The sequence below is a fragment of the Pseudomonas sp. SJZ080 genome (genome assembly GCF_007828295.1).
GTDB lineage: Bacteria > Pseudomonadota > Gammaproteobacteria > Pseudomonadales > Pseudomonadaceae > Aquipseudomonas > Aquipseudomonas migulae_A.
This window is the reverse complement of sequence record NZ_VIUK01000003.1, coordinates 415224-435964: the sequence shown is the minus strand read 5'-3', so window position 1 is coordinate 435964 and position 20741 is coordinate 415224. Positions and strand designations below refer to the sequence as shown.

Genomic DNA, 20741 nt, shown 5'->3' with positions numbered 1-20741 from the left:
GTGTTGGGTAACATCTGCGCCCACTTTGACCGACGAGGTACAGCATGCGTCGCCCTATGGTAGCTGGTAACTGGAAGATGCACGGTACCCGCGCCAGCGTCGCTGAGCTGATCAAAGGCTTGCGTGATTTGGCCTTGCCGAGCGGTGTTGATGTAGCGGTATTCCCGTCTTTCTTGCATGTCAATCAAGTGATTGATGGTCTGGAAGGCAAGTCGATCAAGGTCGGCGCGCAGAACGCTGCGGTGGAATCCAAGCAAGGTGCATTGACCGGTGAAGTTGCGCCGAGTCAGTTGGCTGATGAAGGTTGTTCCCTGGTGCTTGTCGGGCATTCCGAACGCCGCCAGATCATCGGCGAGAATGATGAAACACTGATTCGCAAGTTCGCAGCGGCACAGGAATGTGGCTTGATTCCCGTGTTGTGCATAGGGGAAACCCTCGAGCAGCGTGAAGCCGGTAAAACTCTTGAAATTGTCGGGCATCAGCTTGGCAGCGTCATCGAGAAGCTGGGTGTCGGTGTTTTTGCAAAGGCAGTAATCGCTTACGAGCCGGTCTGGGCCATTGGCACCGGGCTGACTGCTTCGCCGCAACAGGCGCAGGATGTGCATGCAGCCATTCGCGCTCAGTTGGCGGCAGAGAATTCTGAAGTTGCACAAGGTGTGCGACTTCTATACGGCGGCAGCGTGAAGGCGGCCAATGCGGTCGAACTGTTCGGCATGCCGGATATCGATGGGGGGCTCATTGGTGGAGCTTCCCTGAATGCAGATGAGTTCGGTGCGATTATTCGCGCCGCGGGAAACTGAAAAAATGCTGGAAACAGTCGTAGTCGTTTTTCATCTGCTGGGTGCATTGGGCGTAGTCGCTCTGGTATTGCTGCAGCAGGGTAAAGGTGCGGATGCTGGCGCGTCTTTCGGAGCAGGTGCTTCAAATACTGTGTTCGGAAGCCAAGGTTCCTCTACCTTTCTTAGTAAGTTTACTGCTATACTTGCCGCCGGTTTCTTCATAACCAGCTTGGGGTTAGGTTACTTTGCTAAAGAGAAGGCTCACCAGCTGACTCAAGTAGGTTTGCCAAACCCGGCAGTGTTGGAAGTTCCAAAGCAACAACCGGCTTCTGATGATGTTCCGGTGCTTCAAGAGCAAAAGTCGGCTACTCCAGCGACTGACGTACCTCCAGCTCAAGAGCAGAAGTAAGAAGGGTTTCAAACGTTGTATTGCCGAGGTGGTGGAATTGGTAGACACGCAACCTTGAGGTGGTTGTGCCCATAGGGTGTAGGGGTTCGAGTCCCCTTCTCGGTACCAATTATCAGGAGAGCCCGCTGTTGCGGGCTTTCTTGTAGGTGGAAGGTTACATTGACCCTGTAAGGGATCGGTCGTATACTTCCGCCCCAGCTTTGTCGCGGGGTGGAGCAGTCTGGTAGCTCGTCGGGCTCATAACCCGAAGGTCGTCGGTTCAAATCCGGCCCCCGCAACCAGTTTAAGGAGCCCCTTTTAAGGGGCTTTTTGTTAGCTGGACACTTTCTACGCCGCTGTTCGACGGCGTTTCAAGGATGGGCGTTTCGCCCATTTTTTTATTTTGCATAGCATGCACATACATGCACGAGGGGGTTCAGGTGTCGAGCAAGCTAGAAGAGTTGCAGGCCTTGTTGGCCCCGGTGGTCGTGGCCCTAGGCTATGAATGCTGGGGTATTGAGTTCTCGGCTCAAGGTCGCCACTCAATGTTGCGCGTTTATATTGATAAAGAAGGCGGCGTGCTGGTGGACGATTGCGCCATCGTCAGCCGTCAGATCAGCGGTGTTCTGGATGTTGAAGATCCAATCGCCGTTGAATACACCCTTGAAGTTTCCTCGCCTGGCATGGAACGCCCGCTGTTCACTATTGAGCAGTTTGCAAAATTTGCCGGTGAACAAGTGAAGATCAAGCTGCGCTCGCCTTTTGAAGGACGACGCAACTTTCAGGGCCTTCTGCGCGGTGTAGAAGAGCAGGACGTCGTGGTGCAGGTAGAAGACCATGAATTCCTGTTGCCGATCGATATGATCGACAAGGCCAACATTATTCCCAGTTTTGACTGAGACGCGGATCCCGCGGATCCAATGGCTTGCGAAAGGCGAGGCGTACGATGAGCAAAGAAGTACTGCTGGTTGTTGAGTCGGTATCCAATGAAAAGGGCGTACCGGCAAACGTAATTTTTGAAGCGCTGGAGCTGGCTCTGGCCACCGCTACCAAAAAGCGGTTTGAGGACGAAGTCGATCTGCGTGTGGAAATCAATCGCCACACCGGTGCTTACGAGACCTTCCGTCGCTGGACGGTTGTCGAAGAAGCAGACCTGGACGATCCGGCCATCGAAACCTGGCCGAGCAAGGTTGCCGAAACGCATCCTGGCGCCAAGGTTGGCGATGTAGTCGAAGAAAAAATCGAATCCATCGAGTTCGGCCGTATCGCTGCACAGACTGCCAAGCAAGTCATTGTGCAGAAAGTTCGCGAAGCCGAGCGTGCTCAAGTCGTTGACGCCTATCGCGAGCGCCTGGGGGAAATCATCTCCGGCACCGTGAAGAAAGTGACCCGCGACAACGTGATCGTCGACCTGGGCAACAACGCCGAAGCGTTGCTGGCTCGTGAAGACATCATCTCTCGCGAAACCTTCCGGGTTGGTGTGCGCCTGCGTGCACTGCTCAAGGAAATCCGCACCGAGAATCGCGGCCCGCAGCTGATCCTGTCGCGTACCGCGCCGGAAATGCTGATCGAGTTGTTCCGCATCGAAGTGCCGGAAATCGCTGAAGGCCTGATCGAAGTAATGGCTGCCTCCCGTGACCCGGGTTCGCGCGCCAAGATCGCGGTCCGCTCCAAGGACAAACGCATCGACCCGCAAGGCGCTTGCATTGGTATGCGCGGCTCGCGCGTCCAGGCAGTGTCGGGTGAGTTGGGCGGTGAGCGTGTGGACATCGTCCTGTGGGACGACAACCCGGCTCAGTTCGTGATCAATGCAATGTCGCCGGCTGAAGTGGCGGCAATTATCGTTGACGAAGATGCCCATGCAATGGACATCGCCGTTGGCGCAGACAATCTGGCTCAGGCCATCGGTCGTGGTGGTCAGAACGTGCGTCTGGCTAGCCAATTGACTGGCTGGACCCTGAACGTGATGACCGAATCGGACATCCAGGCTAAGCAGCAAGCAGAAACCGGCGACATCCTGCGCAACTTCATCGACGAGCTGGAAGTCGACGAAGACCTGGCACAGGTGCTGGTAGATGAAGGCTTCACCAGCCTGGAAGAGATTGCCTACGTACCGTTGGAAGAAATGCTCAACATCGACGGCTTTGACGAAGAAACCGTCAACGAGCTTCGCGCTCGTGCCAAGGATCGTTTGTTGACCAAAGCCATCGCTACTGAGGAAAAGCTGGCAGACGCCCATCCGGCCGAAGACCTGCTCTCGCTTGAGGGTATGGACAAGGATTTGGCGATGGAACTGGCGGTGCGCGGCGTAATTACCCGCGAAGACCTGGCCGAGCAGTCTATTGACGACCTGCTCGACATCGACGGCATTGACGATGATCGTGCCGGCAAGTTGATCATGGCCGCCCGAGCCCACTGGTTCGAGTAATTAGGCGCGGCCTGAGGAGAGAAGTGCATGACGCAAGTCACGGTGAAACAACTGGCCGATGAGGTCAAAACACCGGTAGAGCGCCTGTTGCAGCAGATGCGTGAGGCAGGTCTGCCGCACACCGCCGCCGAAGAACATGTGACTGACAGTGAGAAGCAATCTTTGCTGACTCACTTGAAAAGCAGCCACAAGGCGAAAGTGGAAGAACCACGCAAGATTACACTGCAGCGTAAAACCACCAGCACCTTGCGTGTTGCTGGCAGCAAAAGCATCAGTGTTGAAGTCCGTAAAAAGAAAGTTTTTGTACAGCGCAGCCCGGAAGAAATCGAAGCCGAGCGCAAACGCGAACTGGAAGAACGTCGCGCAGTAGAAAATGCTGCCCGTCAGAAGGCTGAAGAAGAAGCCAAGCGTCGCGCCGAAGAAGAAGCGCGTCGCCAGCCTGCTGCTGCGCAAACCGCTTCCAACGACGCCGTTGCAGCGCCGGTTGCAGTTGCCGAACCCGTACGTGAAAGCGCACCGGTTGTTGCAGCTGCCCCTGCTCCGTCTGCTGACGTTCGCAACAAGCAGAACGAACAGCGCCGTCCGGACAAACCACGTGCCGACGATAACAATCGTCGTGGCAGTGGCGATGGCGAGCGCAAAAACGCTCCACATCGTGCTTCGGTCAAAGAGAAAGCGCCTGCTCCACGTGTTGCGCCACGTACTACCGACGAAGAAAGCGATGGCTTCCGTCGTGGTGGTCGCGGCAAGGCCAAGCTGAAGAAACGCAACGCTCACGGTTTCCAGAGCCCAACCGGCCCTGTAGTGCGCGAAGTGAAGATCGGCGAGACCATCACTGTTGGCGATCTCGCCCAGCAGATGTCGGTCAAGGCTGCTGAAATCATCAAGTTCATGTTCAAACTGGGTACTCCAGCGACCATCAACCAGGTACTGGACCAGGAAACTGCCCAACTGGTTGCTGAAGAGCTGGGCCACAAAGTGACCCTGGTCAGCGACACCGCCCTGGAAGATTCCCTGGCCGAGTCCCTGAAGTTTGAAGGCGAAGCGTTCTCCCGAGCTCCGGTCGTGACCGTAATGGGCCACGTTGACCACGGTAAGACCTCGCTGCTCGACTACATCCGTCGTGCCAAGGTAGCTGCAGGCGAAGCCGGCGGTATCACCCAGCACATCGGCGCGTACCACGTTGAAACCGAACGCGGCATGGTTACCTTCCTCGACACCCCGGGTCACGCCGCGTTTACCGCAATGCGTGCTCGTGGTGCCAAGGCGACCGACATCGTGATCCTGGTGGTTGCAGCGGACGACGGCGTTATGCCGCAGACCGTTGAAGCTGTTCAGCACGCGAAGGCTGCCGGTGTTCCGCTGGTTGTAGCTGTGAACAAAATCGACAAGCCGGGCGCCGATCTCGATCGCATCCGTAGCGAGCTGTCGGTTCACGGCGTGACTTCGGAAGAGTGGGGCGGCGACACCCCGTTCGTATCGGTTTCGGCGAAAGTCGGTACTGGCGTGGACGAGTTGCTCGAAGCTGTTCTGCTGCAAGCCGAAGTTCTGGAACTGAAAGCAACTCCATCGGCTCCAGGTCGTGGCGTTGTGGTTGAATCGCGTCTCGACAAAGGTCGTGGCCCGGTTGCAACCGTTCTGGTTCAAGACGGTACCCTGCGCCAAGGCGACATGGTGCTGGTCGGTTCGAACTATGGCCGTGTACGTGCCATGCTCGACGAGAACGGCAAGCCAATCAAAGAAGCCGGTCCTTCCATCCCTGTCGAGATCCTCGGCCTGGACGGTACTCCGGATGCTGGCGACGAGATGAGCGTAGTTGCTGACGAGAAGAAAGCCCGTGAAGTGGCTCTGTTCCGTCAAGGCAAGTTCCGCGAAGTCAAGCTGGCCCGTGCTCACGCCGGCAAGCTTGAAAACATCTTCGAGAACATGGGTCAGGAAGAGAAGAAGACGCTCAACATCGTCCTCAAATCCGACGTCCGTGGTTCGCTGGAAGCGTTGAACGGTGCCTTGAACGGCCTGGGTAACGACGAAGTGCAAGTGCGTGTTGTCGGTGGCGGTGTCGGTGGTATCACCGAGTCCGACGCCAACCTGGCACTGGCCTCCAACGCTGTACTGTTCGGCTTCAACGTGCGTGCCGATGCCGGCGCTCGCAAGATCGTCGAGCAGGAAGGTCTGGATATGCGTTACTACAACGTGATCTACGACATCATCGAAGACGTCAAGAAAGCCCTCACCGGTATGCTGGGCAGCGATGTTCGCGAGAACATCCTGGGTATCGCTGAAGTGCGTGACGTGTTCCGTTCGCCGAAGTTTGGCGCGATCGCCGGTTGCATGGTGATCGAAGGTGTCGTTCACCGTAACCGTCCAATCCGTGTACTGCGTGAAGACATCGTTATCTTCGAAGGCGAGCTGGAATCCCTGCGCCGCTTCAAGGATGACGCTTCCGAAGTACGTGCCGGCATGGAATGCGGTATCGGCGTGAAGAGCTACAACGACGTCAAAGTCGGTGACAAGATCGAAGTCTTCGAGAAGGTTCAGGTTGCTCGCAGCCTCTAACTCGCGCACTTCAAGGGCCACGCCAAGCCGCCGCATGCAAATGCGCGGCACGGCGTCAGGACTCTAAACGCAACGCCCGGTCTGGCTTTTGTCAGGCCGGGCGTTTGCCGCTTTCAGACCCTTCGGGTTTCACCGTGGGGCAGTAACAGGTAACAAGACATGGCAAAAGAATACAGCCGTACCCAACGTATCGGCGATCAGATGCAGCGTGAGCTGGCACAGCTGATCCGTCGTGAAGTCAAAGACCCGCGCGTTGGCCTGGTCACCATTACCGCTGTTGAAGTCAGCCGTGACGTCGGTCACGCCAAGATCTTCATCACCGTGATGGGTCAGGACAACGCCGAAGACATCGCGCAGAGCATCAAGGTGCTCAACTCCGCCGCCGGTTTCCTGCGCATGCAGTTGGCCCGCGAAATGAAGTTGCGCAGCGTTCCGCAGTTGCACTTCCACTACGACGAAAGCGTCGTGCGTGGTGCGCACCTGTCGGCCCTGATCGAGCGTGCGGTGGCTGAAGACAATCAGCACCCGGTTGCGGCAGAAGCCGAAGACACCAAGGAGTAATCGGTGGCTCAGGTCAAACGTATCCGTCGTAACGTCAGCGGCATAATCCTGCTCGACAAACCGCTGGGGTTCACCTCCAACGCGGCGTTGCAGAAGGTCCGCTGGTTGCTGAATGCCGAGAAGGCCGGGCACACCGGCAGTCTCGATCCGCTGGCCACCGGCGTTTTGCCGTTGTGCTTCGGTGAGGCCACCAAGTTCTCGCAATACCTGCTCGACTCCGACAAGGGTTACGAAACCCTGGCGCAACTGGGCAAAACCACCACCACGGCGGATGCCGAAGGTGAAGTTTTGCAGGAACGCCCGGTGACCGTTGGTCGATCCGATGTCGAAGCGGTACTGCCGAAATTTCGTGGGCAAATCAGTCAGATACCGCCGATGTACTCGGCGCTCAAGCGTGATGGCCAGCCGCTGTACAAGCTGGCACGTGCAGGCGAAGTAGTGGAGCGCGAACCGCGTTCTGTTACTATTGCGCGCTTGGAATTGCTGGCCTTTGAAGGTGATACTGCGCGACTTGCGGTGGATTGCAGCAAAGGTACCTATATCCGCACCCTGGTGGAGGATATCGGTGAGCAACTCGGTTGTGGTGCTTACGTTGCAGAGTTGCGACGTACCCAGGCCGGGCCTTTCACGCTGGCGCAGACGGTCACGCTTGAAGAGCTGGAAGCGGTACATGCCGAAGGCGGCAACGAAGCGGTCGATCGCTTCCTGATGCCATCGGACAGCGGCCTGCTGGATTGGCCACTGTTGCAATTCTCGGAGCACAGCTCGTTCTACTGGCTCAACGGCCAACCGGTACGAGCCCCGGATGCACCGAAGTTTGGCATGGTACGGGTACAGGATCACAACGGTCGCTTCATCGGTATCGGTGAAGTGAGCGAAGACGGGCGCATCGCGCCGCGTCGACTGATTCGGTCAGAATGACCGGACGAGGGTGGCTGTTAACAGGCACGGTCACTTCCTCATTTTTAGATACAGGGATTTGTCCCTGGCCTGTTGAAGCTGTTTTTCTGAAACAGTTTCCTGATAAAAGGATTGCCTCATGGCTCTCGACGTTCAAGAAAAAGCTCAAATCGTAGCTGACTACCAGCAAGCTGTTGGTGACACTGGTTCGCCAGAAGTGCAAGTTGCACTGCTGACCCACAACATCAACAAACTGCAAGGTCACTTCAAGGCCAACGGTAAAGATCACCACTCCCGTCGTGGTCTGATCCGCATGGTAAACCAGCGCCGTAAGCTGCTGGACTACCTGAAAGGCAAGGATCTGGGCCGTTACCAGGCTCTGATCGGTCGCCTGGGTCTGCGTCGCTAACAAGCGATTGCGCTAGAGGTTGGTTGTCTGTCGTACGTCAGTGGGTTTTCCGCTGGCGTATGGCAGGCTCCCAGCCTCAAGTTTTATCTGGATACACGTTTTACCCTGGACAGGCGTTGGGCCGATTCCCGACATTGCCCAAGAATTTCGCAAGAAGACAAGTTCCCCAAGAGCCACAAAAGAAGGTAGGACACCGTGAACCCGGTAATCAAAAAATTCCAGTTCGGTCAGTCGACCGTTACCCTCGAGACTGGCCGCATCGCCCGTCAGGCCTCCGGCGCAGTATTGGTCACCGTTGACGACGACGTCAGCGTATTGGTGACCGTAGTCGGTGCCAAGCAAGCCGATCCAGGCAAGGGCTTCTTCCCTCTGTCCGTTCACTACCAGGAAAAGACTTACGCTGCCGGTAAGATCCCTGGCGGTTTCTTCAAGCGTGAAGGCCGTCCTTCCGAGAAAGAAACCCTGACTTCCCGACTGATCGACCGTCCGATCCGTCCGCTGTTCCCTGAAGGCTTCATGAACGAAGTGCAGGTTGTCTGCACCGTCGTTTCCACCAGCAAGAAGACCGATCCGGACATCGCTGCGATGATCGGTACCTCGGCTGCTCTGGCCATCTCCGGCATTCCTTTCGATGGCCCGATCGGCGCTGCCCGCGTTGCGTTCCACGAAAGCACCGGCTACCTGCTGAACCCGACTTACGAACAACTGAAAGCGTCGAGCCTGGACATGGTCGTTGCCGGTACTTCGGAAGCCGTTCTGATGGTTGAATCGGAAGCCAAAGAGCTGACCGAAGACCAGATGCTGGGCGCAGTACTGTTTGCTCACGACGAGTTCCAGGTTGTGATCAACGCTGTCAAAGAACTGGCCGCCGAAGCTGCCAAGCCGACCTGGACCTGGGCTCCACAGCCAGAAGCCACTGCTCTGCTGGGCGCTATCCGTGCCGAGTTCGGCGAAGCGATCTCCCAGGCTTACACCATCACCGTCAAAGCCGACCGTTATGCACGTCTGGGCGAGCTGAAAGACCAGGTGGTTGCCAAGCTGTCCGGTGAAGAAGGCCAGCCGACTTCCGCTGAAGTCAAAGCTGCTTTCGGCGAAATCGAATACCGCACCGTTCGCGAAAACATCGTTAACGGCAAGCCACGTATCGACGGCCGCGACACCAAGACCGTACGTCCTTTGAACATCGAAGTCGGTGTTCTGCCAAAGACCCACGGTTCGGCACTGTTCACCCGTGGTGAAACCCAGGCTCTGGTTGTTGCAACACTGGGCACCGCCCGTGACGCACAGCTGCTGGACACCCTGGAAGGCGAGAAAAAAGACCCGTTCATGCTGCACTACAACTTCCCTCCGTTCTCGGTTGGTGAATGTGGTCGCATGGGTGGCGCTGGTCGTCGCGAAATCGGTCACGGCCGTCTGGCCCGTCGTTCCGTTCAGGCCATGCTGCCTGCCGCCGACGTGTTCCCGTACACCATCCGTGTTGTGTCGGAAATCACCGAGTCCAACGGTTCGAGCTCCATGGCTTCGGTCTGCGGCGCTTCCCTGGCCCTGATGGACGCCGGCGTTCCGATGAAGGCACCGGTTGCCGGTATCGCGATGGGTCTGGTTAAAGAAGGCGAGAAATTCGCCGTCCTGACCGACATCCTGGGTGACGAAGACCACCTCGGCGACATGGACTTCAAAGTAGCCGGTACCGCCAAAGGCGTGACCGCGCTGCAGATGGACATCAAGATCAAAGGCATCACCGAAGAAATCATGGAGATCGCTCTGGGCCAAGCCCTGGAAGCGCGCCTGAATATCCTCGGTCAGATGAACCAGATCATTGGCCAGTCGCGTACCGAACTGTCGGAAAACGCTCCGACCATGATCGCGATGAAAATCGACACCGACAAAATCCGTGATGTCATCGGTAAAGGCGGCGCGACCATTCGTGCGATCTGTGAAGAGACCAAGGCTTCGATCGACATCGAAGACGACGGTTCGATCAAGATCTTCGGCGAAACCAAGGAAGCGGCTGAAGCAGCACGTCAACGCGTTCTGGGCATCACCGCAGAAGCTGAAATCGGCAAGATCTACGTCGGTAAGGTTGAGCGCATCGTCGACTTCGGCGCATTCGTCAACATCCTGCCAGGCAAGGATGGTCTGGTTCACATCTCGATGCTGAGCGACGCTCGCGTTGAGAAAGTGACCGACATCCTGAAAGAAGGCCAGGAAGTGGAAGTGCTGGTACTGGACGTGGACAACCGCGGCCGTATCAAGCTGTCCATCAAAGACGTCGCAGCAGCCAAGGCTTCGGGCGTTTAATCACCCCCACGCCTGACCGCTTCAACGTTGTAAAAATGCCCCGCAGTGAAAACTGCTGGGCATTTTTTTTGTCTGTGAAACAGGGCATGAAGTTGCTGGCTTTCGAACCCGGTGCTAGGTTTAGCCCACCGCCCGTGTAGCTCAGCCGGTAGAGCAGCGCACTCGTAACGCGAAGGTCGCAGGTTCGATTCCTGTCTCGGGCACCATCCCCTCCGTTTATTTCACCTTTCTGCTCAAATCTTCAACGCTGCGTTTGAGCTGATCCAGTTGATTGTCCTGATCGCTGACTTCCCGCTTGAGGCTGGACAGGTCGCTGGCGCTCGAGCTGGAATTCGATCCGGCGCTGCGCTTTAGATCTTCCACCTGGCTGGCAAGCCTTTTCAGGTCGTTTTCCTGTTCGTTGACGGTGCGCTTGAGGTCGCTCACTTCGCTGGAACTGGAGTTCGAACTTGCGCTCGAGCCGCTGCTGCGTTTGAGATCGTCCATCTGACTGGCAAGTTTTTTCAGGTGGTTGTCCTGTTCGCTGGCCGTACGCTTGAGTTCGCTGACTTCACTGGAACTGGAACTGGAACTGGAGCTGGAACTCGACGTGCTATTGCGTTTGAGTTCATCCACGGCCTTGGCGAGGTTTACCAGGCCGGTGTTCTGTTCGCTGACCGTGCGTTTGAGGTCGTTAACTTCGCCAGCGCTGGAGCCGCTGTTGCGTTTTAACTCGTCCATGGCCTTGGCGAGGTTTTTCAGCGCCGTTTCCTGTTCACTGACGGTGCGCTTGAGTTTGTCCACTTCGCTGGCAGTCGAGCTCGAACCGGACAGCGTGTTCTTTTTCAACTCTTCGATGAGCCGCGCCTGTGCACTGACGGTTTTCTTCAGCTCTTCCAGATCTGCCGTATCGGTTTTAACTACTCTTTGTAATCTTTCCACGTCCTCGATACTGATACCGGATCTGACCATCACGTCTGTGCCGTAATAGTTGTGGAAAACGAGGAATTTATCGGAAGAGTTTGCGCTGTCGGATTTGTACTCCAGACCTGCTTGAACCGAATCGGGCATTGCCAGGGTGCCGAGAAGAAGGGCGGTCATGCCAGTTGCAGGCAGGATGGACGAAAGCTTGGAAAAATTGCGCATCACCGGGTTCCTTGTGAAGTGCCTAGATGGCACATCGCTATGACTTTACCTTTTGAATGTTGTTCCGGGGTAGCGAAGGAAAATTTGCAGAAAGCCCGATCCGCGGTTTTTTTGTAGATTTGATGTAAAAGTCCATATAAATCGTCGACCAAACGTCCTATATTCGGACGTTGAACACGTACCACTTTGCAGTTTTCAAATGATCCACGAATGGTTCTGAAGGCCAGACAAACCGGGCTTCACACGGTTTCTCTGCGTCAGAGAGATCCTTGATGATCCAGATCCATCTTCCATTCCCCCGATCAGCGAGAACGACATGACCGTTAAAGAATTGACCCAGGAAGCCAGGCACGAAGAAGCGCTGAAGAAGTACTTGCTTGAATCGCCCCAGCTAGCCGAAGAGATCAAAGACCTGCCCGCCGACGATCAGAAAGACCAGATTCAGTGGGCGTTCGAGGATGAAGCGGAAGCCCAGGGCTTGCAGCCGTGGGAACTGACGCTCAAGTACACCTCGAGCCCGGAAGAATTCGAGGCGGCGCGCCTCGCGCTGCACAAGGAGGCGGCCGAGGTATTGGGCGTCGAGTGGGAAGAGTACTGCGAGATGAACAATCTGGTGGTCTGACCCTTGTAGGAGCCGGCTTGCTGGCGATGGCGGCGTAACGGGTAAACCGCGTCGCCTGGATCGCCAGCAAGCCGGCTCCTACAGTTTCATGCCGTTCAGGAAATTTCAGAGGCTTAAACGCATCGACAGATCGACAGCCTTCACATCCTTGGTCATTGCACCAATCGAAATGTAATCCACCCCGGTTTCGGCGATCGGTAGCAACGTGCTCTCGTTGATGCCGCCGCTGGCTTCCAGTTTTGCCTTGCCGCCGTTCAGGCGCACGGCTTCGCGCATGTCATCCAGGCTCAACTCGTCGAGCATGATGATGTCTGCACCGGCCGCCAGGGCCTCCTTCAGCTCCGCCAGGCTTTCCACTTCGATCTCCACCGGCTTGCCCGGGGCAATCTTGTGCGCGGCGTTGATCGCTTCAGGGATGCCACCGCAGGCGGCGATGTGGTTTTCCTTGATCAGGAAGGCGTCGTACAAGCCGATGCGGTGGTTGTGGCAACCGCCGCAGGTCACGGCATATTTCTGTGCCAGACGCAGTCCCGGCAGGGTTTTACGGGTATCGAGCAGCTTCACCTGCGTTTCGCCAACGAAATCCGCCAGGTATTGCGCGCGCGTGGCCACGCCGGACAGCAATTGCAGGAAATTCAGTGCGCAGCGTTCGCCTGTCAGCAGTGAGCGCGCGGGGCCTTCGAGGTGGAACAGGGCCTGATTGGGCTTCACCCGTTCGCCATCGCGCACCTGCCAATGCACGGCCACTCGCGGGTCCAGTTGCCGGAACACGGCATCGACCCAGGCGGTGCCGGCGATGACAGCGGCGTCGCGGGTGATGATGGTGGCTTTGGCCAGGCGTTCGGCCGGGATCAGCTGCGCAGTGATGTCGCCGCTGCCGATGTCTTCACGCAACGCACGGCGCACGTTGGCTTCGATTTCGGCGGTCAGATCGGCGAGACGTAGATTCGGCATAACGGGCTCCACAAACAAAGTGGCCCGATTATAGGGCCATGGCGCAGGGCAACCCAAGGCGTGAGAGACCTTCCGGTCGCTCTGAAACCTGTATTTGGTCGATTTGCCCGAGCAATTGGCGCTAAGTGGCGGTCAATCCGGAACGCCTGTTTCAATACGAAGTACAGAGTCCGCTGGCAGACGGGACGTCTTTTGCAAGATAATGCGCCTTTCATTTGACGTCATAGCTTTGACGTAAATATGTATCCCGAATTTTTGAATGACAGCGGATGGGCAGTGTCCACTGTTGAGCGCGGTTGTGAGGCCGGCGCACCGAATCTACCGACGCATCACCGTTTCAGGAGACCAGGATGCACAACGACGGGAATGTAGTGCCTTTGCACAAGGCGCCTACCGATCAGGCGACACCTTCGCCGCTCGCCCGTGTGCCTGTGATTCTGCTTCAGGTTCGCGACAAGGCTGCGCTGCAGCTCAGGCATGGTTTGCAGGAGCTGTTCGATAACGCCGACGACACGCTGTTCGAAATGGCTGACCGCGCCCGAAACGATGTCGAGCAGAACCTCTTTTTCCAGGCCATGCGCGACTTGCGCCTCAAGCGCAAAAGTATCGAGCGGGTGTTTCTCGAACAATTCCTCGAGGCGTTTGTCTGGCTCGCCCGAAACGACACGGCCAGGTCTGCCTTGCCCCGGACACTGGCCTTCGACACCTCGACTGCGCAGTTCGGCGATGACCTGGAGCGCAGCGTGGCGGTGGAAGCCATGGTCAACAAGGTGCTGAGCCGGGACGGTTTCGGTCTCGATCAACTGACCGCTCGGCTCAGCATGCTGCTGGGCAAGAAGCTGGTGGCTCAGCACAACCCGCTGGGCCCGGCGATGCTGTGTGACTATTTCATGCAGGCCGGGCGCAATCTGGGGGTGGAGATCAAGGTCAAGCTGATCATCCTGAAGCTCTTCGAACGCTATGTGCTCAGCAACACCGACGAACTCTATACCGAAGCCAATCAACTGCTGATCGCCACCGGCATATTGCCCGAACTCAAGCCCGCGCCGACGCGGCGTGCGACCGATCGGGCGGAGGCCAGTGTCCGTGCCGAGCCCCTCGAAGCCGGTATCGATCCCGGTAGCATGCCGGTCGACGACGGCGTGCAAGAGGTTTTCGCGGCGCTGCAGGAGCTGCTATTCCACGTACGCGGCAGTGTCGCGCCGACGCTGGAAGTCAGTGGCACGGCCCAGCCGATTTCCACTCGCGACCTGCTGCGCCTGCTCTCGCATTTGCAACAATACGTGCCGGCGCCGGCCGCCCAGGACGATTTCGACCTGCGCAACCAGCTTGAACAACTGCTGACCCGGGTCAGCGTCAAAAGCGGCAAGTCACGCGTGGTGGGTGTGGCCGATGAGGACGTGATCAACCTGATCGCGATGCTGTTCGAATGCATTCTGGATGACCGCAATCTGCCGGATTCTCTCAAGGCGTTGATCGGCCGCTTGCAGATCCCGATGCTCAAAGTGGCCGTGCTCGACAAGAGTTTCTTCTGTCGCAGCAGTCATCCGGCCCGCCGTCTGCTCAACGAAATCGCCGCCGCGGCCATGGGGTGGGGCGAATGTGATGACCATCAGCGCGACAGTCTGTACCTGCGTATCGAGCAAGTCGTACAGCGCTTGTTGAACGATTTTGTCGATGATCCGGCCATCTTTTCCGAACTGCTGGCGGATTTTCTCGCGTTCACCAGCGACGAGCGTCGTCGCAGCGAGCTGCTGGAACAACGCACCCGCGATGCCGAGGAAGGCCGCGCCAAAACCGAAATGTCCCGTCAGCGCGTCGAACAGGCGCTGAACCAAGTGCTGATGGGCAAGGTTCTGCCGCAGCGGGTAGTGGCGTTTGTCCAGGAGGCCTGGAGCCAGGTGTTGTTGCTGACCTGTCTCAAGCACGGCGATCAGTCGGCCGAATGGCATACCGATGTGCAAACCATGGAACAACTGGTCTGGAGCGTCCAGCGCCATGCCGAACCTGATGCGAGCCTGCGCCTGTTGGCGTTGGTGCCGGGGTTGCTCAAGTCCTTGCGTGACGGGTTGAGCAGCGCGGCATTCGATCCGTTTGCCACCGGCGAGTTTTTCAGTGAACTGGAAAGCCTGCACGTTCAACTGTTCGAACGTCCGGATCAGACACCGGCATCCACCCGCGAAGCCGATGCGCCGGTGATGGTGCAAGTGCAGGAAGAAGTCGTTCTGCGCACCGCCGACGAAGGGGCGGTGGCGCCGACCTCGGTACGCTTGCTGACGGATGATGCGAGCCTTGTTCAGGTTGATCAACTGCATCCGGGCTGCTGGGTCGAGTTTCAGGAGGACGAGGATCACACCCTGCGCTGCAAACTGACGGCGATCATCGAGGCCACGGGCAACTACATTTTCGTCGACCGCACCGGGATGAAAGTCCTGGAGCGCAGCCGTACCGGCCTGGCCCTGGATTTTCGCGGTGGCGTGGTGCGAATCCTGGACGATACCTTGCTCTTCGACCGGGCGCTGGAGTCGGTGATTGGCAACCTGCAGCGTCTCAATCGCGGCAAGTGATCGCGCGGCGGGGGGCTATCGCGGCATACTGGGCGCCAACACAGTCGACGTTGAAGGAACCTGTATGCAGTTGGACCCCGCGAGCGGTTGGTGTCAGGGCGTGAATGTCTGCCCTTCACCCAACTTCAATGCGCGCCCCACGGGCGAAATTTCCCTGCTGGTGATCCACAACATCAGTCTGCCGCCGGCGCAGTTCGCCACCGGCAAGGTGCAGGAATTTTTCCAGAACCGGCTGGATGTCACAGAGCATCCCTACTTTGAAGGGATCGCCGACCTGCGGGTGTCCGCGCACTTTCTGATTGAGCGTGACGGCACTGTCACTCAGTTTGTCTCCTGTCTTGAGCGTGCCTGGCATGCCGGCGTGTCGTGTTTCGACGGCCGGGAAACCTGTAACGATTTTTCCGTGGGCATCGAGCTCGAGGGCACGGATGATCTGCCGTTCACCGACGCTCAATATGAGGCGTTGACGGCCCTGACCTTGCAGCTGCAAAGCACTTTCACGGCCATCACCGCACAGCGCATCTGTGGACATAGCGATATCGCGCCGGGGCGCAAGACCGATCCGGGGCCGGCGTTCGATTGGGCACGCTATCGCGCCGCCCTGGCTAAAGAGGAACAAGAATGAGTTTTCTGGTGTTGCTGTTGGCGGTGTGGATCGAGAAATTCTCGGCGTTGCGCCATCGGATTCAACGTGACGGCGGCTGGGTGCGCGAGCTGCACAAGCTTGAAGTCAACCCGCGTCTGGCCGACTGTCCGTGGTTGATATTGGTGATTCTGGTGTTGCTGCCGGTGGCGCTGCTGGGCTTGCTACTGGTGGTTCTGGAACCGGTGGCTTACGGACTGTTGGCGTTGCCGGTGCATTTACTGGTGGTCATCTACAGCCTGGGGCGCGGCGATCTGCTGGCCGGTCTCGGGCCGTTTCGCGATGCCTGGCGCCGGGAAGACTTGCAGGCCGCCGCTCACGTGGCAAAGCGTGACCTGGATATTTGCGCCGACAGCGGCGAACAATTGCTGGAACGGGTGGAAGGGCATCTGCTCTGGGAGGCTTACCAGAGCTTTTTTGCGGTGATTTTCTGGTACTTCCTGTTGGGTCCAGTGGCGGCGTTGAGCTATCGACTGCTGGCACTTGCCGAAGAGCATGGGCAGAGCCTGGCTGTTGTCGAGCGCGCCGCACAATTGCGTCACGCGTTCGATTGGGTCCCGGTGCGTCTGCTGGCGGCCAGTTTTGCGTTGGTCGGCAACTTTGTCGCGGTCAGCCGGGTGATGCTGCACGAACTGCTGAACTGGAACATCAGCGCCGCCCAGTTGATCGAGAAGGTCGGGCTGGTGGCCGGTGAAATTCCTGCACCGGTGGTCGGGCCGGACGGCATCAACAGTCTCGACCGGATCTGGGAATTGCTGCTGCGAGCGGCGGTGCTCTGGTACGCCGGTTTTGCGCTGTGGACCGTCCTTCCCTGAACACCGAGTCCCGTGTAGGCGCCGGCTTGCTGGCGATGGATGCGCCTCGGTGTTTGAGCAACACCGCGTTGATGCTATCGCCAGCAAGCCGGCTCCCACAGGGGCAGTGTTGGCAAGGCGCCTTGTGACCGGCAGGTCCGCTGCGAATGCCGTTAACCTTAAGTTACAAAACCTCCCGCCGATTTAAGCTATACAGAGATAGCACTGAATAGTGGCTATCTGCTGCCTGCCTGTGCCTGCCAATAAAAATAAGAATGCAAAGGGAGACTTCCAGTGAAGAGCTTGCTCTATCCCGCCGTCGCGCTAATGAATCGCCTGAGCTTCGGCATGAAGTTCAGCCTGATCAGCGTTCTGTTCCTGGTGCCGATGCTGGTGACCAACTTTTACCTGGTGCGCGATTCCTATCGTGAATTCCAGGGCACTCAGGTCGAACTGCAGAGCCTCGACCTGCTGGGCAGCAGCCTGACCTTGCGACGTGACCTGGAAACCCTGAACAACCTGGTGCAGATCAACGTTTACCTTGGCCAGTCCGGCAAGGCTGGCAATGTCGAGACCAAGATCAGCGCCCTGGAACAAAGCGTCCTGGCCCGTCTGGAAGGGCTTGCTGCAATGACCACTGATCCGGAGCAGATAGCGGTTTTCGATGGTAAACGCGATGAAATGATCACAGCGTTCAAGGCCCAGCAAGCAGAAAACTCCCTGCAAAGCAAAAGTGCGCTGATCGGCAAATTGCTCGGCAACGCACAGATTTTCAGCCAGATCATCGCCAGTCAGGCCGGTTTGAGCCGGGACAGCCAGAGCGACATGCGTCAGCTCACTGAACTCATTACCAACGTCACACCGCCCGTCACCCAGACGTTGGGCGATGGCCGCGCGATGGGCTCCTACTCGCTGGGGCAAGGGTTCCTCAATTCGTCGTCGAGCACCCGTTTCGAAGAGTTGCTGGCGCAGATCGAAAAGCTGCAGGCCGAGTACGGACTGAAGTTGCAGGACGCGCTGGGCTCAAGCAAAGCGGCGCGTGAAACCTTGGCCGCGCAGGCCGAAAGCAGTAAGGCGACGCTGAAAAAAGCCAGTGAACTGTTCGAAGAACAAGTGGTGATGGCCGACACCCTCGATGCGCCGTGGCAGGACTTCTACGATCAGGTCACCGGCCTGATGGACCAGACTTACCAACTCAACGAAGCCACCCTGAAATTCCTCGACACCCAGTTGCAACAGCGACTGGCTCAGAACCGCACGCACATGGTCCTGCAGGCCGTCGCGTTGTCGGTGGTATTTGTGTTGATCTTCTACCTCTACGGCGGCTTCTACGCCTCGACCCGCACCACCCTCAAGCGTCTTGGCGCGATGATGGACAAGGTGGCGGCCGGTGACATGACCGTGACTTTCAACGCCAACAGCCGTGATGAGCTGGGCGAGTTGGGCGAGGTGTTCAACGGCACCGTGAAGAAAATCCATGACCTGATCGAGCGTGTCGGCCACACCGTCGGTGAAGTCGAGCGTCAGGCCGGTCAGGTCGAGAACGTGTCGGCCCAGAGTAACCAGGCCGTCGCGGGTCAGCGCACACAGATCGAACAGGTCGCCACGGCCATGAATCAGATGTCGGCCACGTCACTGGAAGTGGCTCGCAGTGCTGCGGCGGCGGTCAGCAGCGCCCACAGTGTCAACGACGAGACCATCAGCGGGCGCGGTCTGGTGGAATCGCAACAGGGCAGCATTGCCGCATTGGCCAGCGAGATCGACCAATCGGTGGGGGTGATCAATCAACTGGCCAGTGACAGCCAGTCCATCAGCCGCGTGCTGGAGGTGATCAAGAGCATCGCCGAGCAGACCAACCTGCTGGCGCTCAACGCGGCCATCGAAGCGGCGAGGGCGGGCGAGCAGGGTCGAGGTTTCGCAGTGGTGGCGGACGAGGTCCGGACTTTGGCCAAACGCACCCAGCAATCCACTGAAGAAATCGAACAGATGATCACCAAACTGCACAGCGGTGTCGGTGCGGCGGTGAAGGCCATGGGCACCAGCCATCAAATGGCCAGTGGCACGGTGGGACAGTCGGAAAAGGTCCAGCAGGCGCTGGAAAATATCCTCGGCGCGGTAGGAATGATCGTCGACCAGAACCAGCAGATCGCTGCTGCCGTGGAACAACAGACTGCCGTGGCGCACGACATCGACCAGAACATCGTCGAGATCAACCGTGCCGGCGAGCGCACTGCCGAAGGTGCGCACCAGACCGAGAACGCCAGTCGGGCGTTGTCGGCTCAGGTGGTGGAGCTCAAACAGCTGATCAGCGCGTTTCGGGTCTAGAGAGCACACAGAACCCCATGTGGGAGCGGGCTTGCTCGCGAAAGCGGCGTAACATTCAACAGAAATGTCGACTGTCACGCCGCTCCCACAGTTTTTTGTGCACTGTCTGTAGTAATTATTACCTCCCCGCGTCGGCAATATCCGGTTTCCTCCCAGGCTCTGGCATTTGGTCTTCAATGAAGGATGATCCACAACCCTGACCTACCCTGAGGAGGCTCGGTTATGTCCTTTGCTACAACTGGAATCCAGGGGCACTGTGCCCATTGCGGGAGCACGCGGCTACTCGAACCCTGGCAACTCAACGCCATCGCAATCAACGAAGCATTCTCTTGTTCCCACTGCCACAAAGCCTTGCAACTGAGCGACCCAACGCAGATCCGGCGCATCAAGTCCCTCGACTCACTCGCGATGTTGCGGGCGAGTACGTTGGTGATGGTTTGCACCGCGCTGCTGGTGGCGTTGGTGATGGAGTGGGTCGGGTTGCTCAGCGTGGTCGAGCAACTGAATTTCTCGCTGGTGGCAATTCTGATCTACTGCGGCGTTGTTCAGTACGCGAGGCATCGGCAGCACATCACGTTGATTCTCGATGCAGCAAAGGCTCACGCCGATTGACTACCAGTTGAACAGCTCACAGGCATTGGCCGTGCTTGCGGCGGCCAGTTGCTCAGGGCTGATCGCCATGATTTTCGCCAGCGCCTCGCAGATCGCCGGCAGATGCGCCGGGCTGTTGCGTTGACCGGGAAACATGGCCGGCGCCATGTCCGGTGAGTCGGTTTCCAGCACCACCGATTCCAGCGGCAGCTCGGCCAGCACGCGGTGCATGCGCAACGCCTGCGGCCAGGTCGCCGCGCCGCCGAGGCCCAGTTTGAAGCCGAGCCTGATGTACTCGCGGGCCTCTTCCTTGCTGCCGGCGAAGGCGTGAATGATGCCCGCGCGTTTCAACTTGAAGCGCTTGAGCGTGGCAATCACCGCCGCATGGCTGCGCCGCACATGGATCAACGCCGGCAGATTGAAGTCCGCTGCCAGTTGCAGTTGTGCGTCGAACAACGTCTGCTGGCGTTCACGATCGAGGGTTTCGATGAAGTAATCCAGGCCGATCTCGCCCACCGCACACAGCTGGCGGTGATCGGCCAGGCGGGTCAGCCAGTCACCCAGTTCGCGTAAATCTTCAGGGCGATGATCATCCAGATACACCGGGTGCAAACCGAATGCCGCGTGCAGATCGGGATCGCTCAGCACCAACTCCCAGACTCGCTGCCAATTGGCCTGATAAACCCCCAGCACCACCATCCGCCGCACACCGAGGGCGCGGCTCTCACTGAGCAGCGCCTGACGATCCTCGTCGAAGTCCGGAAAATCCAGATGAGTGTGGGTGTCGATCAGCTCCAC

General features: G+C 58.1%; 18 protein-coding genes, 3 tRNA genes and 1 pseudogene. 19 read left to right on the top strand and 3 right to left on the bottom strand.

Annotated elements, in window-relative coordinates:
• Positions 1-44 precede the first annotated feature (44 nt).
• From tpiA to FBY04_RS06770, 12 genes are all read left to right on the top strand, one after another.
• Positions 45-800 (top strand): triose-phosphate isomerase, encoded by a 756-nt coding sequence (gene tpiA / locus FBY04_RS06825; RefSeq protein ID WP_145314835.1) that lies wholly within the window; start codon positions 45-47, stop codon positions 798-800.
• Positions 801-804: 4 nt separating this feature from the next.
• Positions 805-1188 carry a preprotein translocase subunit SecG gene (gene secG / locus FBY04_RS06820; RefSeq protein ID WP_017336473.1) on the top strand — a complete coding sequence of 128 codons (384 nt, stop codon included), beginning with the start codon at positions 805-807 and terminating at the stop codon, positions 1186-1188.
• Between the two features lie 22 nt (positions 1189-1210).
• Positions 1211-1296: transfer RNA gene (locus FBY04_RS06815), tRNA-Leu, on the top strand.
• 96 nt (positions 1297-1392) lie between these two features.
• Positions 1393-1469, top strand: a tRNA-Met gene (locus FBY04_RS06810).
• A 138-nt stretch (positions 1470-1607) separates the two neighbouring features.
• Complete coding sequence (gene rimP / locus FBY04_RS06805; protein ID WP_010463487.1) at positions 1608-2066, top strand: ribosome maturation factor RimP; 459 nt, start codon at positions 1608-1610, stop codon at positions 2064-2066.
• 47 nt (positions 2067-2113) lie between these two features.
• Positions 2114-3595, top strand: coding sequence for a transcription termination factor NusA (gene nusA, locus FBY04_RS06800; RefSeq protein ID WP_007900474.1), 1482 nt, complete (start codon positions 2114-2116; stop codon positions 3593-3595).
• Positions 3596-3622: 27 nt separating this feature from the next.
• Positions 3623-6151, top strand: a complete 2529-nt coding sequence (gene infB, locus FBY04_RS06795; RefSeq protein WP_084321850.1) for a translation initiation factor IF-2 — start codon at positions 3623-3625, stop codon at positions 6149-6151.
• A 159-nt stretch (positions 6152-6310) separates the two neighbouring features.
• Positions 6311-6712: a 30S ribosome-binding factor RbfA gene (gene rbfA / locus FBY04_RS06790; RefSeq protein ID WP_008149016.1), complete on the top strand. Its 402-nt coding sequence runs from the start codon at positions 6311-6313 to the stop codon at positions 6710-6712.
• Between the two features lie 3 nt (positions 6713-6715).
• Positions 6716-7633: a tRNA pseudouridine(55) synthase TruB gene (gene truB / locus FBY04_RS06785; protein ID WP_017336477.1), complete on the top strand. Its 918-nt coding sequence runs from the start codon at positions 6716-6718 to the stop codon at positions 7631-7633.
• A gap of 118 nt (positions 7634-7751) precedes the next feature.
• Positions 7752-8021, top strand: coding sequence for a 30S ribosomal protein S15 (rpsO, locus tag FBY04_RS06780; RefSeq protein WP_003176135.1), 270 nt, complete (start codon positions 7752-7754; stop codon positions 8019-8021).
• 195 nt (positions 8022-8216) lie between these two features.
• Positions 8217-10322, top strand: a complete 2106-nt coding sequence (pnp, locus tag FBY04_RS06775) for a polyribonucleotide nucleotidyltransferase (protein WP_007900459.1) — start codon at positions 8217-8219, stop codon at positions 10320-10322.
• Between the two features lie 130 nt (positions 10323-10452).
• Positions 10453-10528, top strand: a tRNA-Thr gene (locus tag FBY04_RS06770).
• 10 nt (positions 10529-10538) lie between these two features.
• On the opposite strand, the gene FBY04_RS06765 is transcribed toward FBY04_RS06770, so the two are convergent.
• The gene (locus FBY04_RS06765; protein ID WP_145314834.1) at positions 10539-11447 is read right to left on the bottom strand and encodes a hypothetical protein; all 909 of its coding nucleotides are present in this window, start codon (positions 11445-11447) and stop codon (positions 10539-10541) included.
• Positions 11448-11763: 316 nt separating this feature from the next.
• Here FBY04_RS06765 and FBY04_RS06760 point away from each other — a divergent pair, with 316 nt between their 5' ends.
• Complete coding sequence (locus tag FBY04_RS06760; RefSeq protein WP_084321852.1) at positions 11764-12069, top strand: DUF6388 family protein; 306 nt, start codon at positions 11764-11766, stop codon at positions 12067-12069.
• A 105-nt stretch (positions 12070-12174) separates the two neighbouring features.
• Here FBY04_RS06760 and nadC read toward each other — a convergent pair whose 3' ends face one another.
• Positions 12175-13023 (bottom strand): carboxylating nicotinate-nucleotide diphosphorylase, encoded by an 849-nt coding sequence (gene nadC / locus FBY04_RS06755; protein WP_084321853.1) that lies wholly within the window; start codon positions 13021-13023, stop codon positions 12175-12177.
• A gap of 350 nt (positions 13024-13373) precedes the next feature.
• On the opposite strand from nadC, the gene FBY04_RS06750 reads away from it, so the two are divergent.
• The 6 genes and pseudogenes from FBY04_RS06750 to FBY04_RS06730 all read left to right on the top strand — a co-directional run bounded on the left by FBY04_RS06750 (position 13374) and on the right by FBY04_RS06730 (position 19964).
• Positions 13374-15590 (top strand): DUF1631 domain-containing protein, encoded by a 2217-nt coding sequence (locus FBY04_RS06750; protein WP_145314833.1) that lies wholly within the window; start codon positions 13374-13376, stop codon positions 15588-15590.
• Between the two features lie 64 nt (positions 15591-15654).
• Positions 15655-16215, top strand: a complete 561-nt coding sequence (gene ampD / locus FBY04_RS06745; RefSeq protein ID WP_084321855.1) for a 1,6-anhydro-N-acetylmuramyl-L-alanine amidase AmpD — start codon at positions 15655-15657, stop codon at positions 16213-16215.
• Positions 16212-17048, top strand: a complete 837-nt coding sequence (gene ampE / locus FBY04_RS06740; RefSeq protein WP_145314832.1) for a regulatory signaling modulator protein AmpE — start codon at positions 16212-16214, stop codon at positions 17046-17048. Before ampD ends, ampE begins: the two co-directional genes overlap by 4 nt.
• Positions 17049-17354: 306 nt before the next feature.
• Positions 17355-18446: pseudogene (locus FBY04_RS33160) on the top strand (methyl-accepting chemotaxis protein); the annotation flags it as partial.
• Complete coding sequence (locus tag FBY04_RS33155; protein ID WP_371927713.1) at positions 18423-19352, top strand: methyl-accepting chemotaxis protein; 930 nt, start codon at positions 18423-18425, stop codon at positions 19350-19352. The pseudogene FBY04_RS33160 and the gene FBY04_RS33155, both read left to right, overlap by 24 nt.
• 222 nt (positions 19353-19574) lie before the next feature.
• Entirely contained in the window at positions 19575-19964 is a 390-nt protein-coding gene (locus FBY04_RS06730; RefSeq protein ID WP_084321858.1) for a hypothetical protein, read from the top strand.
• Here FBY04_RS06730 and FBY04_RS06725 read toward each other — a convergent pair whose 3' ends face one another.
• On the bottom strand, positions 19965-20741 hold the full coding sequence (locus tag FBY04_RS06725; protein WP_145314830.1) for a TatD family hydrolase: 777 nt from the start codon (positions 20739-20741) through the stop codon (positions 19965-19967). It lies immediately after the preceding gene.

Bases quoted from the DNA above. Each gene is read 5' to 3' on its own strand.
- ampE (WP_145314832.1), top strand. From the start codon at position 16,212: ATGAGTTTTCTGGTGTTGCTGTTGGCGGTGTGGATCGAGAAATTCTCG.
- FBY04_RS06760 (WP_084321852.1), top strand. From the start codon at position 11,764: ATGACCGTTAAAGAATTGACCCAGGAAGCCAGGCACGAAGAAGCGCTG.
- FBY04_RS06750 (WP_145314833.1), top strand. From the start codon at position 13,374: ATGCACAACGACGGGAATGTAGTGCCTTTGCACAAGGCGCCTACCGAT.
- rbfA (WP_008149016.1), top strand. From the start codon at position 6,311: ATGGCAAAAGAATACAGCCGTACCCAACGTATCGGCGATCAGATGCAG.
- FBY04_RS33155 (WP_371927713.1), top strand. From the start codon at position 18,423: ATGACCGTGACTTTCAACGCCAACAGCCGTGATGAGCTGGGCGAGTTG.
- infB (WP_084321850.1), top strand. From the start codon at position 3,623: ATGACGCAAGTCACGGTGAAACAACTGGCCGATGAGGTCAAAACACCG.
- nusA (WP_007900474.1), top strand. From the start codon at position 2,114: ATGAGCAAAGAAGTACTGCTGGTTGTTGAGTCGGTATCCAATGAAAAG.
- rpsO (WP_003176135.1), top strand. From the start codon at position 7,752: ATGGCTCTCGACGTTCAAGAAAAAGCTCAAATCGTAGCTGACTACCAG.
- tpiA (WP_145314835.1), top strand. From the start codon at position 45: ATGCGTCGCCCTATGGTAGCTGGTAACTGGAAGATGCACGGTACCCGC.
- FBY04_RS06765 (WP_145314834.1), bottom strand. From the start codon at position 11,447: ATGCGCAATTTTTCCAAGCTTTCGTCCATCCTGCCTGCAACTGGCATG.
- nadC (WP_084321853.1), bottom strand. From the start codon at position 13,023: ATGCCGAATCTACGTCTCGCCGATCTGACCGCCGAAATCGAAGCCAAC.
- ampD (WP_084321855.1), top strand. From the start codon at position 15,655: ATGCAGTTGGACCCCGCGAGCGGTTGGTGTCAGGGCGTGAATGTCTGC.
- secG (WP_017336473.1), top strand. From the start codon at position 805: ATGCTGGAAACAGTCGTAGTCGTTTTTCATCTGCTGGGTGCATTGGGC.
- FBY04_RS06730 (WP_084321858.1), top strand. From the start codon at position 19,575: ATGTCCTTTGCTACAACTGGAATCCAGGGGCACTGTGCCCATTGCGGG.